This window comes from Streptomyces sp. L-9-10 (genome assembly GCF_004151105.1).
Taxonomy (GTDB): domain Bacteria; phylum Actinomycetota; class Actinomycetes; order Streptomycetales; family Streptomycetaceae; genus Streptomyces.
The window spans coordinates 61,745-76,147 of the sequence record NZ_PHRF01000023.1 but is presented as its reverse complement, the minus strand read 5'-3'; the positions used below and the strand labels follow the sequence as shown (position 1 = coordinate 76,147).

The window sequence follows — 14,403 nt, the reverse complement described above, 5'->3', positions numbered from 1 at the left end:
CAGCGACTTGGGCCTCCTTTGTTGTCTCGACCTGTCGAGTGTTATCTCGACCTGTCGAGGATCACGTGCCGTTGGCCGCGTCGTGGCGCCTCTCCATATGCGTGGTGTCGTTTGGCGGACGCACCGCACTTACGTCCGGGAAATTGCCTGATCGTTCACACACGTGCGCACGCCGAGGGCAACGCCCGCTCCATCCCCTTCAGATGCAGGACGTCCAGCTCATGGCCGTACGCCGACCAGGCAGCCGCGCCGTACAACCGCAGCTCGCACGACGGCGAGGAGCGCACGTCCTCCGTCGCCACCAGCGTGTTGAGCAACTGCGTGGTGATGCGGTCGAGTGCCGGCCTGATCTCCTTGTCCAGGTCCGGCCGCTCGGTGGGCCGCTCTTCGGGATGCGCGTCCCAGCGCGTGTACAGCCCGCGCTGCACCACCTTGTTCGCCTCGATCTGGTCCCCGAAGACGGCGACCACCGCGTCAGGATCCAGCCCGAGCCCGACGGCCCGAGCGGCGACGTCGTCGAGGATCCTCTGCTCCCGGGCGGGGTCGTCGATCGGCCGGTCGGTGCCGTACTTGGCGGCGGCCACCTTGTCGGCGATCAGCAGTCGCTCGGCGAACAGGTTGGTCAGCGGGGTGAGTCCATGAGCGGCGGAAGGCGCGGGCGCCACGGGCCGCGACTGCGGCTGTGGCTGTGGCTGCGACTGCGGCTGTGGCTGCGACTGGGCGACGGCGGGCATGGCAGCGCCACCGGAGAGCAGCAGCGCGGCGGATGCGGCGACCAGCACGGATCGCGTACGTCGGGCTCGCACAGGGCGGGTCTCTTTCCATAAGGGGCGTAAGGGGATGGAGTCAACGTGTATGGGCATACATGCTCGGCATGGGCCACCCAGTGAACGTCCGTCAGGAATGGGTGAGTTGACTTTGCGGTAAGACGTCGTCCCAGTGGCGTGCGCGCCTCAGCGCAGGATGCGACGGGCCGCGTACACCGTCACGGCGGCGGTCAGCGCGAGCAGGACGCACAGTGCGCCGGTCGCGGCCCATTGCATGGCACCGATCTGCGAGTACGGCAGGTACTCCACCGACCAGCCGACAATTCCCTGCTCGCGTAGGCAGGCCACGTTGTCAGCCTCCTGTGCACACGTTCCCCAGCCGTGGAGCGAGCCGTCGGCGCCGAGGTAGGAGATGTCGACCTCCAGGGCACCTTCGGGAATCACCGGGGAGTCGTCCTGGGCGAACCGCCCTCCGCCGGTGGTCTTCGTCACCGTGCTCGCGAACGACATCCGCAGGAACGACCACGCCGTCTTCAGTACCAGCAGGACACCGAAGGTGGCCACCATCGCGGGCAGTGTGCGCCGCAGCAGCAGCCCGGCGGCGGCACCGACCAGCAGTCCGAGCAGAGCCAGCGCCACCGCCACCGGTCCCGTGGTGTCGAAGCCCGCGGCACTGGTGAAATCGGCGTCGATGGCGCGGTACTCCGCCAGCGGTGACCACAGGCTCCGCATGGCGAGTCCGGTGGCGAGCGCCGCCGCGACCGAGAACGCGGCGGCGAGGCCCAGTTTCGCCGCCACCCAGCTTCCCCTGCTCCGGGACTGCAGCCCGACGAACTTGGCGGTGCCGCTCTCCAGGTCTCCCGCGAACAGCGGAGCGCCCACGAACACCCCGATCAGCACCGGCAGACACGCCAGGGCCAGGCCGAGAAGCTCGAGACGCCTGTACGCGCTGTCGATCGTCGTGCTCTCCCCGCGTGAGGGATTGCCGGCTTTCACGGCCGCCATCGCGTCGTTGACGCTCCCGCTCAACCACATCAGGACCGCTGTCATGGCGGCCGCGACGGCAAGTATCGTCAGGAGCGTCACTCGGTGTTGGCGCCACACCAGCCACGGCATGCCGCTCAGCCCGAACCGACGGCCCGCGCCCCGCTGCTGTCCACTGCCGCCCCGGTCCCCGTCGGCCTGCGGGCGGGTCCGCGTCGTCGCACTCATGCCGCCACCTCCGAACCGGTGCCCGGGACATGGGAGTTCGGGCTGATCAGCGGCGTCGACTCGCCCTGCCGCAGATAGGCGAGCACCACCTCTTCCAGGGTCGGCGCGCAGGACTCCCATAGGTCGCTGACGGGGCCGCTGGGCCGGATCAGTGCTTTGGTGTGCTGCTTGTCGCTGTGGGTCTCGACGACCGTGTGCCGGTCCAGCCCCGCCGGCAGTCCGCCCGGCCCCGCCGTCACCCGGTCATGCGGCGCGGACAGCAGCCGGTGGACACTGATGATCTCGTCCACGTCTCCGGCCAGCCGCAAGCCGCCTTCCGACACCAGCAGCAAGTAGTCGCACAGGGTGTCCAGTTCGGCTACCAAGTGGCTGGACATCAGTACGGTGATCCCCCTTTCCGCCACCTCTCCCAGAAGGGCGGCCACCGTCTGCTGACGTACGAGCGGATCCAGATCGGCCAGCGGCTCGTCCAGCAGAATCAGACTGGGCCGCTTCCCCAGGGCCACCGAGAGGGCGACCCGGGTGCGCTGGCCTCCGGAGAGCCGTCCCACCTTGGCGTCGAGCGGCACGGACCCCGAGCGCAGGAAATCCTCGGCGAGCCGCTGGTCCCACTCCGGGTTCAACTCCCGGCCGAGCCGCAGAGTCTCGGCCACGGTGAAGCGCGGGAACAGCGGCTTCTCCTGCGGGAGGAACGCGATGCGCCGACGCGCCGATACTCCTCCGGCGGGCTCGCCGAACACCCTCGCCTCCCCGGCCGTGGCCTGCCGCAACCCCGCCACGATCTCCAGCATCGTGGTCTTGCCCGCTCCGTTCGGGCCGACGAGTCCGCAGACCCGGCCGGCGGGAAGCCGGAACGTCGCGTCGCGCAGCACCCAACGCCTGCCGTACCGGCGCCCCAGACCGCGCACCTCCAGTGCGGTCTCCGCGTCGTGGGCAGGCTCGCCCCGTATGCCCCTGCTCACCTGTGGTGGTCCTTTCGCTCTTCCGTCTGTCGTTCTGCCGTGCGTCGCTCTTCTGTGCGTCGGTCTTCCGTGCGTCGGTCTTCCGTGCGTCGGTCTTCCGTGCGTCGGTCTTCCGTGCGTCGGTCTTCCGTGCCGCGCTGGATGGAGGCCGCCCCCGCGTCCTCGTGCTCCTCCAGCGTCAGTTCGACCAGTTCGCGCACGTCGTCGTGGCTCAGGCCCGCCAGCAGCGCCCGCTCCGTCCAGGCGGACAGCTCCGCGTGGAGAGGCGATCCGGCCTCCGCCATGTGCCGCTCGGGGGCGCGTGTGATGAAGGTTCCGAGCCCCTGGCGCAGCTCCACGATCCCTTCACGCTCCAGCTCCCGATACGCCTTGAGCGTCGTGTTCGGGTTCACGGCACAGGCGATGGCCGCCTCTCGGGCGGTTGGCAACCGGTCCCCGACCTTCAACGCACCTGTCCGCAGCGCCCGCTTGGTCTGCTCGATGATCTGCTGGTAGGCCGCGACCCCCCGGCGTCTCTCTATCCGGTACTGCATCCACATCACCGACACTCTGCTAGTTGAATAGCTCAATGATGCTGAGTGGGTGCTCCGGTGTCAATCGCCGTCACGGGGCCTCGCGCCGTGTGTCAGGCGGGAGTTGGCGTCGGGAGGTGAGGCGTGCCGCGACGCAGGGGCCGGTTTCAGGGCCGGGGAAGTGGGTGATGACCTGCGCGTCCTGCCGCAGGACCGACCCGGCCACCGCCGTGGTCCGGCCGGTCCGCGCGGGGGGAGAGAGAAAGAGCAGGGGCGGGCGACACTCGAGGGTGTCGCCCGCCCCGCTCGCGTGCTTCGGCGCTCGGCCGGTCAGAGTGTCGTGACGCGTACGCCGTCGATCACCCAGTACCAGTTGTTGCTGCCCGTGTAGCGGAAGCGGAAGCTGACGTTGCTCGCGCCGGGCGGGACCGTCAGGGTCAGGGACTGGGGTTGTGAGATGACGTCCGTGGTGTACGACCTGACGGCGACGGGGGTGCCGCCGTTCCAGGAGGCGAGGATCTGGGCGCTCTGGCTGCCCTCCTGCCGGTAGAAGGTGGTGAAGTCGAGCCGGGCGGTCGCTTTGCCGCCGACCGCGTACGCCGGGGTGACGAGCGTGGAGTCGTACGTACCCGACGACGCCTTGTCCGCCCACTCGTCGGAGTCGGCGACCGCGAAGACGCCGCGCGAGCGCACGTTCAGCTCGCGGGACTGGTCACGCTGGGAGCGGCTCCAGAACTCGTCCGTGGCGAAGGACCAGCCACGCCACTCGGTCATGCCGCCGGTGCCCATCGCCGTGTTGATGACGGACCAGCCGCTGGGCGCGGTGTGGGTGAAGCCGATGACTCCGGCCGGGATGCCCGTCTCGTCGACCCGCTCGGAGAGGGAGGGGTGGAGGGTGTCGAAGGGATCACCGGACCGTTCCTGGACCGGCTTGCCGTCGAGACCCCACGCGGGGTCGGGGACGATGCCGAGTTGCTTGAACACGGTCGCTGCGACGTCCACGAGGCGGGTGTCGACCGGGCGCGCGCCGACGGCGATCCCGGGCCCCTGGGCGAGGACGAAAGTGCGCCGTTCCTCGATGGCGCTGCCGCCGTGGCCGCCCGCGTCCGTGTGGCCGTGGTCGGTGGTGACGATGACGGTCCAGCGCTCGGAGGCGTACGTCGGGCGGGCTTTCACGGCGGCGAGCAGCCGGCCGACATAGCCGTCCTGGACATCGATGGCGTTGAGGTAACTCGTACTGGCCGCACCGGAGTTGTGGCCGACGATGTCGGTGTTGCCGAAGTAGACGAAGAGGACGTCGGGGTTCTGGTGGCGCAGGACCGCCTCCGTCTCGGTCGCGATGGTGGCGTCGTGGCCCGTGTAGCCGTCGGCGTCGCCGTCGAGGACGAGGGTGGCGTCGGCGCCCGGCGTGACGGTGCCCTGGGTGTGCAGGGGTTTCCAGTCGACGGCGGCGTACGTGGAGAGCTGGGGGCGCACCTGGGCCAGGCGGGCCAGGAAGCCGGGGTACGTGCCGTAGTCCTTGCCGGTGAAGGTGTTGTCCTTCACGCCGTGCTTGTCGGGCCAGACTCCGGTGGAGATGGTCGACCAGCCGGGGCCCGAGGAGGTGGCGGCCATCGGGTTGGCGTAGAGCAGGGAGGTGCCGTATGTGCCGTTCGCCATCAGGGACTTGAGGTGGGGGGCTTTGGCTGCGGTGATCCGGTCGTGGCGCAGTCCGTCCATGCCGATCACGAGCACCTTGTCGAGGCTGGTGCCGTTGGGCAGGACGGGTGCGGCGGCACGCGCGGCGGGGGCGGCGAGCAGGGGTCCGGCGGTGGCGGCGAATGCGGCGGTGCCGGCGAGTACGGCGCGCCTGGGGATTCCGCCGGGGATTCCTGTGGGCATGTGATCTCCAAAGGGGTGAAGGTGAATCACTTTTGGACGAGACCCGTTATCTTCTCGTGATCGATGAGAGCCATCGAGGCCAGTTCCCGTGGGTGTGGTTGGGGTTCCTGTCCCCCACCGCGCGTCCGTCCGCTGACCCAGATCCGACCGGAGTCGCGGAGGCTCACCCCGCAGGCTTCGGCCTCGCGCTCGATCCGAACGACCTCGTGGCCGCGTTCGACTGCCTTCCAGGCGTGCATCGTTCCCACGACGTCGACTTCGACGACCACGACTCTCACGGCGGCCACGTTGCTGGCTGCCGCTGGCGCGCGGGGGTCCGGTTGGCGACGGCGGGATGAACGGCCCTTCAATTATGGACCAGACCCGTTATTTCCTCGTGATCAATTCAGCGGGCTCGATGTACGCGTACGTCCAGGATTGCTCGTTTCTCACAGGCCGCGAGCGCGGCTCACTCCGCAACCTCCCCGAGGGCTGCGGACCGGCTGTCGACGGCACACCGGATGACCTGTGACCGGCCGTTCCACAGCCCCGGCCCACCCGATACACCTCCGGTGACAGCTCCGCCCATCAGGCTTGTCCATGACGTTCCGGCGTTCGGTCTCCAGGCACTCCAAGCACTCCAGGCACTCCAGGCAGCCGGGTGTTCTCCAACAGGCCGGAAACCGGGGCGCGGTGGGGTCGCCTCCCGTGTGATGATCCGTTCGGCGCGCCGGAGCTGCCGGTGCGTCAGTCGTGTTCACCGCACCCTTGGGGGGGAGCAATGAGACTTTTCTCTGCTGGACGCCCGGTACGTCTCAGATCCGGCGCCGTCGCAGCGATGGCGGCCGGTCTGCTGACCGTCGGCCTCGCCGCGCCCGCGTTCGCCGACGACGACCCGCCGCAGACCGACCAGTTGTGGATCAACGCGCCGTACGAGCAGACGCTGCCGCTCAGCACCGACGGCGGTCAGCCGCAGTCCCGCACCCTTGGCGTCGGCCTGAACCACGACAACGAGAACTTCACGGTGACCGACGGCAGGCTCACGGTCGACATCTCCGACCTCGCCGGGGTCGCCGAGGTGACCTGGCCCGACAACTGCACGCCGAGCGGCACGAGCGCGGTGTGCGACATCCCCGTGGTGCCCGGGACCGGGAGCGACTACAAGGACCAGGTGCCGCTGACGGTGCGCGCGGCCGACGGAGCCGAGATCGGCGCGCAGGCCAGGATCACCTACGAGGCGACGGCCACGGGCGGGCCCGACGGCACACTCACCGCGCCACGCGAGAGCTTCGACACCACACTCACCGTCGGCGCCGGGCCCGACCTCGCCATCGACCCCATCGCCGACATCGAGGTCGGCCGGCCCGGCGACGAGCGGACGATCCCGTTCAAGGTCACCAACAACGGCACCGAGAGCGCGAACGGGTTCACCGTCAAGATGTACGTCTCGTACGGCCTGACGGATCTGACCCGCTACGACGCCTGCACCTACACCACGTCGGACGGCGACTACGCACCGATGACCAACGCGGTCTGCACGTTCGACCAGGTGCTGGCGCCGGGCGACTCCTTCGAGCTGCCCAAGCCGCTGGCGGTGCGACTCGCCCCGCACGCGCTGAACGAGCGGCTCGACATGGGCGTCGAGCCGCGCGACGGAGTCCAGGACATCGACTCCGACAACGACTACGTGGCGCTCCAGATCGGCGCGGTGAACACCGCGGACTTCTCCGTGACCGGTGACGCCATCTCCGGCGCGGCGGGCGAGACGGCCACGGCCGAGCTCACGTTCAAGAACAACGGCCCGGCCTGGCTCGGCAACCTCGGCTCCGGCGACCCGGTCGCCCAGGTCCGGCTGATCGTTCCCGAGGGCACGAAGGTCACCGGCGTGCCGTCCGACTGCTACCCGCGCACCCTCGACGGCGGCCACTACCCGAAGCAGACGGGCGCCCCGCGCTACGACTGCGAGCTGCAGTACTGGGTGCTGGAGGACACCCAGCGCACGTTCGCGTTCTCCGTGCGCGTCGACACCGTGGTGCCCGGCGCGACCGGTGCCGTGAGCATTCACCCCCCGTACGGCGAGCGCCCCTTCGACTTCGACCCGGACCGCACGAACAACACGGCGGTCCTGACCGTCAACTGACCGTCCTGGGATGACCTGGATGATCCGTACCGCTGGAGCGGTGCGGATCATCCACGGTCGATGGCGGGCTCGGCAGAGTTCACTCCGGCCCGCTCCACACGGAAGATACGGGCTGGGATCCCCCGCCGGCAGCCGAAGTTGGCCGGAGGGGACTTGATCAGAGGCGACAGCTGATTTCGAGGCCGTCTTCCACGGGGAACGTGACGCTGTGGTAGCCGTTGGCGGTGTCGCGGACGTAGTCGAGGTAGGGGCCGAGGTCGGGCAGGTCCACGTCGTCGGCGACGACAAGTGTGCCGGGGGCGATGTGCGGCTCCAGGAGTCGCAGGACGGGCAGGCAGAGGTCCTTCCACCCGTCCAGGAACAAGAAGTCGACCGGCTGCCGCAGTGCGGCGAGCGTCTCAAGGGCGTTCCCCTCCAGCACGGTGATCACGTCATCGAGGCCGGTGGCGGCGAAGGTGTCCCGGGCGGAGGCCGCCTTGGACCGGCTCATCTCCGTGGTGATGACCTGGCCTGTGCCGTTGTCGCGCACGGCGGCGGCCAGGTGCAGGGTGGAGATGCCGTAGGAGGTGCCGAACTCGACGACTCTGGTCGGCTTGGTGGCGCGGATCAGGTTGTAGAGGAGTCTGCCGCCGTCGGCGGAGACCGGCATGTAGATCTCCTGCGCCGCGTCGGCGAGTTCCTGCGGCGTCAGCGACCCGCGGTCGTGGGGCTGGATGCCCCACAGACGTGCCGCGGTCTCATCGTCACGGGCGGCGGCTTCGAACATGCGGGTCAGGGCGGCGGAGACGCGTGGTTCCGCGAGGGTGTGGGGATGCGTGGGCACGGTACTGGCTCCTTCGGGTGGTGGTACGGGGAGGTGCGATACGGGGGGGAGAGCGGCCCTGACGGGGTTTCCTCCCACGCTTCGGCGGGCCGTTGCCGCGACGTCAGGCTGTGCAGGCATCTGCGGCTCAGGCTGTGCAGGCACCCGCGGCGTCAGGCTGTGCAGGCACCCGCGGCGTCAGGCTGCGTAGGCACGCGCGACGTCAGGCTGCGTAGGCACCCGCGTCAATGTCCGCGAGCAGGGACGGCCCGGTGGGCTCCCAGGAGAGAAGCCGCCTGGTCGCGTTGCTGGACGCGGTCATGGTGGAGGCGAAGAAGCTGCCGACGAAGCCGAAATGGGATCCGGCGTCCTGTGGGGCGACGGAGTCGGCCGGCAGGCCGAGGCTGCGGCCGATCGCCTCGGCGATCGCCTTGGTGGTGACGACCTCCTCGGCGACGACGTGCAGGCGCGTCCCCGCGGGTGCCTGCTCCGTGGCGAGGCGGATGAGGCGGGCGGCATCGTCGCGGTGCACGGCCGACCAGGCAGCGGATCCTTCGCCGACGTAGCCGGAGACTCCCTGCTTGCGGGCTGCCGCGGTGAGGAAGTTGACGAACCCCCAGTCGCCGCGGCCGTGAACGCTCGGTGCGAACCGGGTGATCACGGTCCTTACGTCCTGGGCCACGTAGTCCAGGGCAAGGTTTTCGCTGCCGCCCCGGTTGGAGTCCGGGCCGATGGCAGGAGAGACATCGTCCTCCGTGGCGGGCCGGCCCTCGACGAGGCCGGAGAGAGGCGCGGCGACAACGAACGGGCGGCCGGTTCCGGCCAGGGCGTCGCCGAGGGTCCGGACCGCGGCGCGTTCCGAGCGGTCGGACTCGGCAGGGTTGCCCCAGTCGTGCTTGTTGGCCATGTGGATGACCGCGTCCGCCTGGGCGGCGCCGCGCCGTAGCGAGGCGAGATCGTCCAGGTCACCGCGGACGACGCCGACGCCCTTGGCCGCGAGAGCCCGCTCGGCCTGGTCGGATCGGGCCAGACCGATGACCTGGTGGCCCGCCGAGACGAGTTCGTCGACAACGGCGGAGCCGATCCAACCGGTCGCTCCAGTGACAAACGCACGCATGGGCGTGTCCTCCTTCGCCCCGAAAGGGACAGGTGAATGACGGAGATGGATGGGAGTGCACTGATGACGGAGCCCAGCGCCGAGTCAGGTGGCGCGCAGCCCCTCCGCCACCGCGGGGCGGCCCGGCGGGCGCGGCGGACACCCACTTACGAGTCACCGTGCACCGTAAAGGTAACACATCCGAGACACCATGCCTCGTATAAAGTGGCGGCATGGTGGATGGAAGTGGCCGCGGCCGGCCCCGCAGTGAAAGCGCACGCGCCGCCGTGCTGCACGCCGTCGACGACCTTCTGGTCGAAGTCGGATACGCGGCCCTGACCATGAAGGGCATCGCAGAGCGGGCGGGCGTGGGCCGTCAGACCGTGTACCGCTGGTGGTCGAACAAGGCGGAAGTCCTTTATGAGGCCAGCGCCATCGACGCCCAGCACGAGCTGTCCGTGTCCGGCGGCGACAATCCCCGCGAGGACCTCAAGGCATATCTCGACGCCCTCGTCGCCTTCTTGTCCCGCTCCCACGCAGGCGCCGCCTACCGCGCCCTCATGGGGGAAGCCCAGCACGACGCGGACGTCGCCGCGCTGCTCGCCTCCCGCGACATCCTCGGGGAAAGCGCCGCAGGGGTCGTGGAGGCGGCGCGGAAATCGAGCGGCACCACCCTCTCGCTCGAACAGGCGACCGCGCTCCTGATCGGCCCGCCGTTCTTCCACATCCTGTCCGGGCGCAGCGCGGAGGACATCGACACCGAGCAGCTCACGGAGCAGTTCGTGCGCACCCTGAACCATCCGGGGGCATGAGGCACCCTCGCGCCCCACACACACCCTCGCGCCCCACACGCCCGAAGCGGGCCCGACCGCGCACCGCCGCTCGGCGCACCTGCGGAAATTCCCTCGCGCTGTGGCCGGAACGGGCTGAGACTCGTCCCATGACTGACATGGGGGCGTTCCGGGACGCGGTCACCGCGTGGGCGGCGGGTGGCCCCGGCGGCCCCGCGTACGAGCTGGCCGCGCGGCTGCCCGTCCGGGTGGCCGTTCTGCTCGAAGGGCTGAGCGACGTCGCGGCGGTGAACGCGCTGGCGGAGAGCCGCGGCCGGAACCTGGCGGCCGAGGGGGTCTGCGTCCTGTCGATCGGCGGCGCGATGAGCATCGGGCGCTACGCCCAACTCCTCGGCTCACCCGGCCTGGACCTCCGCCTCACGGGACTGTGCGACGAGAGGGAGCGTCCCTTCTACGCACGCGGCTTCGAACGGGCCGGTGCGGCACAGGACGGCTTCTTCGTCTGCGCGGCGGATCTGGAGGACGAGCTCATCCGCATGCTGGGCGTGACGCGGGTGGAGGAGGCTGTCCGGGCGGAAGGCGATGTACGTGCCCTGCGGACCTTCCTGCGCCAGCCCGCACAGCAGGGCCGCGCCCCGCAGCAGCAGTTCAGGCGCTTCCTCGGAACAAAGAAGGGGCGCAAGATCCACTACGGTCGCGTACTCGTCGAGGCCCTCGGCCCCGACCAAGTCCCGGCCCCACTCGACGGCCTGTTCTCCAGCCTCTGACCACTGGGGCGACGTCAATCGCCGGGGGCGGGAGGACTCCGCGCGAGTATCGCGGTAGCGGCCGACGTCCAGCGCCTGAGTCCCGTGCTTGAGCGAGGCGGCGGCAGCCTGCCCTAACCGCCTCGGGCAACTCGCCGGTTGTCAGTCGAGGGCGGCTAGTTGGTCTTCCTGGCCTTCGCGGTAAGCCCGGCTGATCTGGCCCCGGCCGCCGTGGCAGATCGCGTGGGCGAGCCGATGGCGGGGCTCCTGCACGGTCAGTCCGGCGTATCCGCCGCCGACGCCGCCGACGGGGACGGCATCGGTCACGGCGTCGGTCACTCCAAGCGCGTGTCTTCCGTAGCCGCGCTGCTTGCCGAGGTGGCCGCCCGCGTCACCGCCCGCCGCGCCGCCGTGGCCGGGCTTCTCAGCGCCGGCGAGCCCCCAGGGCTGATGACGGCGGCGGCGTCGGTGGCAGTGTGAGTGGCAGTGTGAACTGGAGTGGGGCGGTGCTGGGCCTGGGTGGGTCAGACGATGACCGGCACGGAGTTGGCGGGGTTGGTGGCCCAGCCGGTGACGATGGGCTTGTCGACGGTGGCGGGCTCGGGGAGCTTGAGTTCGGCGGGGTTGGGGTCCTCATCGCTGAGGCCGATGATGACGTTCTCGAACTCGACGCCGGAGTCGCTGTTGGTGGTCTTGGGGCTGATACCGGTGTAGGCGGCGGTGGAGCCGGTGAGCTTGATGGGGTCTTCGCCACCCTGCCCGACGGGGGAGGCGACGCCGTCGGCGTCGGACCCGAAGGACACGCTCGGGGTGTTGACGTCCAGGTAGCAGCTGATGCCGGACTTGGCCTTGGCGGTGACGAGGTAGTAGCCGCCTGCCTGGGACTTCGTGGTGACCGTGAAGTCCAGGTCGTTGGTGCCGCAGGACTGCCCGTAGCCGCTCTTCCCGCCGTCGCCGGAGCCGGTCTTGTCGGAGGAACCGCTGGAGCCGGAGCTCTTCGAGTCGCCGGAGCCGGAGCCGGAGTCGGAGTCGCCGGCGCTGGAGCCGTCCGTGGCGGCGCTGCCACCGTTGCCACCATTGGCACCATTGTCGGCGGATTCGGTGGAGGAGGAGGTCGCGGCGGCTGCGGCGCCGTTGTCTTCGGGGCCACAGGCGGTGGTGGTGGCGGCGAGGGCCGTCACGGCCGCGGCGGCCAGGAAGAGGCGGGCGGAACGGGCGGTGAGACGCGAGCGCATCATGATCTCCAGCGACTGTCGGTAGCGGTGTTTCCTGCTGACACCGACGACACTAGGGCCGAGCCGATCCTGAAATGATCCCGTGCATGTCCGGGTTCTGTCTCAGCAACACCGGTTCCAAAGAACGGCGTTGGATCGTACCGACCCAGCTCAGAGGGCACGTCCAGGAGCGCGCGAGCCGCCGGGACGCCGCGAAAGTTCCAGCAGTTGCAAACCGGAGTACGCCGCCTGTCGCCAGGCCCGGCCCGGCAGCATGCCGAGCATGGTCAGGTCCACCGGTCGTGCTGGATGACGCTGAGTACGTGGATGTCGGCGGCCGGCACCGACTCGAAGAAATCACCGGCCGTGAACGTGATCCGGTCGCCCAGGCCCTGCCACGCGAGGCGCGCGGTGGCCACCGGCTCGCCCTCGCCGGGCCGGGACGGGGCGGGATGGGGCGGGGCGGTCCTGGCGGAGGAGAGGAGAGGAGAGGAGGAGTGGAGGAGAGGAGGAGAGGACCGGGGCGCGCGCGTCTTCGGCTGTTACCGGTTCTGGCCGGTGCCGGTGCCGGGGTCCGGGTCCCGGTCCGGGTCCGGAAGTGGAAGTCCGTGGAGGTGAGTCCCACTCACCGTACGGGGAAGCCGAAGGAGTAGCCCTGCTGCCTCAGCCAGGGCAGCACCTCGCGCAGAGCGGCCACGGTCTGGGAGCGATCCCCTCCCGCGTCGTGGAAGAGGACGGTCGGCCCGTCGGAGATCTCGCTCTTGACGGTGGCGACCATGGTGTCCACGCCGGGACGCTCGAAGTCCTTGGAGTCGACGTTCCAGCCCAGCGGCCGCATCCCCCGGGACGCGGCGAGCTGCCGGCTGTACGGGGTGAAGGCACCGCCCGGGGCCCGGTAATACTGCGGCCGGACGCCGCCGGAGGCCTTGGTGATCATGCGTTCGGCGTCCAGGATCTGCTGGGACTGGTAGGCCTCGGACTTGGTGTCCATGGTGGTGTCGTGCGAGACGGTGTGGTTGCACAGCCGGTGCCCGGCCGCCACGACGTCCTTGACCAGGTCCGGGTACGCCTCGGCCTGCGTGCCCACCATGCAGAACGTGGCCTTCGTACCGCTGTCCTTCAGCAGTTGCAGCACCTGCGGAGTCCAGACCGGGTCCGGTCCGTCGTCGATGGTGATGTTGACGCCCTGGGGGCCGCGGTCCGAGGCGTGCGCGATGTCCGCCGCCACCTTGGCCACTGTCCCGTCCCCGTGCCCGTCGTGCGGAGCCGAGACACGCGCCTGCGGCTGCCGCCCCCCGGCGGGGTCGGCCTGCGCGGTCCACACCGAAGCGGCCGCGGCCAACGTTGTCACCCCGAGCGCCGCCGCGAGAAGCCGGCCATGCCATCCCTTTCCCTTGTGCTGTGCCATGTCCGCCCACCCCTTCGCTGTCTCCGCCGATGCCGTGCGCCCATGAAGACACACGAACGCCCGGACAAGATCCGTCTGTTACCGATCACGGACGAATCCGCAGGGGGCCGGCGACAAACGCAGAGGTTCCGCGACAGCCGAGGGGGCGCGACAGCCTCGAAAAGGCACCGTCGAACGGCAGGCGGGGCGTTGAGGACAGGATCTGGCTAGACCTTGTCGAGCCAGATCACGATCCCCGTCAGGTCGTTGAGCACCGCCGCGACGCCGGCCCTGATGGCGGCCTCACAGCGCTCGGCGGTGAACGAGTCGGGGTCGTACGTCGAGGACGCGCCGAGCCCTTCGCCGCGGAACGACGCGCCGGACCAGTCGACCGCCGTGACGTTGCCGGTGGGCTCGGCCAGCTCCGCCCCCACGACGAGGAACGGCTGTGACAGGTGGTTGGGGGTGACCATCGCAAGGGGGTCGACGAGGTCGTTGCCCGCGCTGACGATGAGGTCGGGGCGCATCTCCATGGCCTTGCTGATGCTGGGTATGAAGTCGTGGGAGGTGTCGGCGACCGCCGTTCTGAGGTCGACGTCCTCCTCCTCGGCCCAGCCCTCGACCGCCGTCACGAGGGCCTTGGTCGGACGGTCGTCACCTGTGGTGAGCAGTACCACGCGGTAGTCCTCGGACGGGTGGACCCCGGTCCAGGAGCCGGGCCGCGGTGTCGCGGTCGCCTCCGGGGCGAGCGAGGCGGAGGGGTCGACGAACCCCCGGCCGAGAGTGCCGACGGGACTGGGCTCAGGGTGCGGCCGTGACCAGTCGTCGCCGGAGCTGCATCCGGTGACCAGCGCGGCGGCCGCGGCCAGCGTGGCGACGGCCCGAAGCGGGGAGCGCAAGGCGATCTTCCTCCG

General features: G+C 70.0%; 15 protein-coding genes and 1 pseudogene. 4 read left to right on the top strand and 12 right to left on the bottom strand.

Going from position 1 to position 14,403, the window contains the following annotated elements:
• Positions 1-155 precede the first annotated feature (155 nt).
• From aroQ to CU044_RS39010, 6 genes and pseudogenes are all read right to left on the bottom strand, one after another.
• Complete coding sequence (aroQ, locus tag CU044_RS05025) at positions 156-806, bottom strand: gamma subclass chorismate mutase AroQ (RefSeq protein ID WP_345790114.1); 651 nt, start codon at positions 804-806, stop codon at positions 156-158.
• Positions 807-953: 147 nt separating this feature from the next.
• The gene (locus tag CU044_RS05020) at positions 954-1,979 is read right to left on the bottom strand and encodes an ABC transporter permease (protein WP_240045354.1); all 1,026 of its coding nucleotides are present in this window, start codon (positions 1,977-1,979) and stop codon (positions 954-956) included.
• The gene (locus CU044_RS05015; RefSeq protein WP_240045353.1) at positions 1,976-2,941 is read right to left on the bottom strand and encodes an ABC transporter ATP-binding protein; all 966 of its coding nucleotides are present in this window, start codon (positions 2,939-2,941) and stop codon (positions 1,976-1,978) included. Before CU044_RS05015 ends, CU044_RS05020 begins: the two co-directional genes overlap by 4 nt.
• Positions 2,938-3,480, bottom strand: a complete 543-nt coding sequence (locus CU044_RS05010) for a GntR family transcriptional regulator (protein ID WP_345790118.1) — start codon at positions 3,478-3,480, stop codon at positions 2,938-2,940. The genes CU044_RS05015 and CU044_RS05010 overlap by 4 nt, the downstream gene beginning before the upstream one ends.
• A gap of 303 nt (positions 3,481-3,783) precedes the next feature.
• Positions 3,784-5,322 carry an alkaline phosphatase family protein gene (locus tag CU044_RS05005; protein ID WP_129767258.1) on the bottom strand — a complete coding sequence of 513 codons (1,539 nt, stop codon included), beginning with the start codon at positions 5,320-5,322 and terminating at the stop codon, positions 3,784-3,786.
• Between the two features lie 137 nt (positions 5,323-5,459).
• Positions 5,460-5,612 (bottom strand): annotated as a pseudogene (locus CU044_RS39010) (FAD-dependent oxidoreductase); the annotation flags it as partial.
• 539 nt (positions 5,613-6,151) lie between these two features.
• Here CU044_RS39010 and CU044_RS04995 point away from each other — a divergent pair.
• Positions 6,152-7,453 carry a CARDB domain-containing protein gene (locus tag CU044_RS04995; protein ID WP_240045352.1) on the top strand — a complete coding sequence of 434 codons (1,302 nt, stop codon included), beginning with the start codon at positions 6,152-6,154 and terminating at the stop codon, positions 7,451-7,453.
• A gap of 157 nt (positions 7,454-7,610) precedes the next feature.
• Here the strand turns inward: CU044_RS04995 and CU044_RS04990 are convergent, their stop codons facing one another.
• Entirely contained in the window at positions 7,611-8,276 is a 666-nt protein-coding gene (locus CU044_RS04990) for a class I SAM-dependent methyltransferase (RefSeq protein ID WP_240045351.1), read from the bottom strand.
• 202 nt (positions 8,277-8,478) lie between these two features.
• Positions 8,479-9,372 (bottom strand): SDR family oxidoreductase, encoded by an 894-nt coding sequence (locus CU044_RS04985; protein WP_129767219.1) that lies wholly within the window; start codon positions 9,370-9,372, stop codon positions 8,479-8,481.
• A 212-nt stretch (positions 9,373-9,584) separates the two neighbouring features.
• Here CU044_RS04985 and CU044_RS04980 point away from each other — a divergent pair, with 212 nt between their 5' ends.
• The 3 genes from CU044_RS04980 (at position 9,585) to CU044_RS39325 (ending at position 11,368) form a co-directional block, all read left to right on the top strand.
• Complete coding sequence (locus tag CU044_RS04980) at positions 9,585-10,163, top strand: TetR/AcrR family transcriptional regulator (protein WP_129767218.1); 579 nt, start codon at positions 9,585-9,587, stop codon at positions 10,161-10,163.
• A 128-nt stretch (positions 10,164-10,291) separates the two neighbouring features.
• Positions 10,292-10,909 carry a TOPRIM nucleotidyl transferase/hydrolase domain-containing protein gene (locus CU044_RS04975; protein ID WP_129767217.1) on the top strand — a complete coding sequence of 206 codons (618 nt, stop codon included), beginning with the start codon at positions 10,292-10,294 and terminating at the stop codon, positions 10,907-10,909.
• 159 nt (positions 10,910-11,068) lie between these two features.
• Complete coding sequence (locus CU044_RS39325; protein ID WP_240045350.1) at positions 11,069-11,368, top strand: hypothetical protein; 300 nt, start codon at positions 11,069-11,071, stop codon at positions 11,366-11,368.
• A 44-nt stretch (positions 11,369-11,412) separates the two neighbouring features.
• Here the strand turns inward: CU044_RS39325 and CU044_RS04965 are convergent, their stop codons facing one another.
• The 4 genes from CU044_RS04965 to CU044_RS04950 all read right to left on the bottom strand — a co-directional run bounded on the left by CU044_RS04965 (position 11,413) and on the right by CU044_RS04950 (position 14,388).
• Positions 11,413-12,123, bottom strand: a complete 711-nt coding sequence (locus tag CU044_RS04965; RefSeq protein WP_129767256.1) for a hypothetical protein — start codon at positions 12,121-12,123, stop codon at positions 11,413-11,415.
• 266 nt (positions 12,124-12,389) lie between these two features.
• Entirely contained in the window at positions 12,390-12,521 is a 132-nt protein-coding gene (locus CU044_RS04960; RefSeq protein WP_129767216.1) for a methyltransferase, read from the bottom strand.
• A gap of 206 nt (positions 12,522-12,727) precedes the next feature.
• A complete protein-coding gene (locus CU044_RS04955; protein WP_129767215.1) occupies positions 12,728-13,510 on the bottom strand; it encodes a polysaccharide deacetylase family protein in 783 nt (260 codons plus the stop codon).
• A gap of 206 nt (positions 13,511-13,716) precedes the next feature.
• The gene (locus CU044_RS04950; protein WP_129767214.1) at positions 13,717-14,388 is read right to left on the bottom strand and encodes a hypothetical protein; all 672 of its coding nucleotides are present in this window, start codon (positions 14,386-14,388) and stop codon (positions 13,717-13,719) included.
• Between the last annotated feature and the right edge of the window lie 15 nt (positions 14,389-14,403).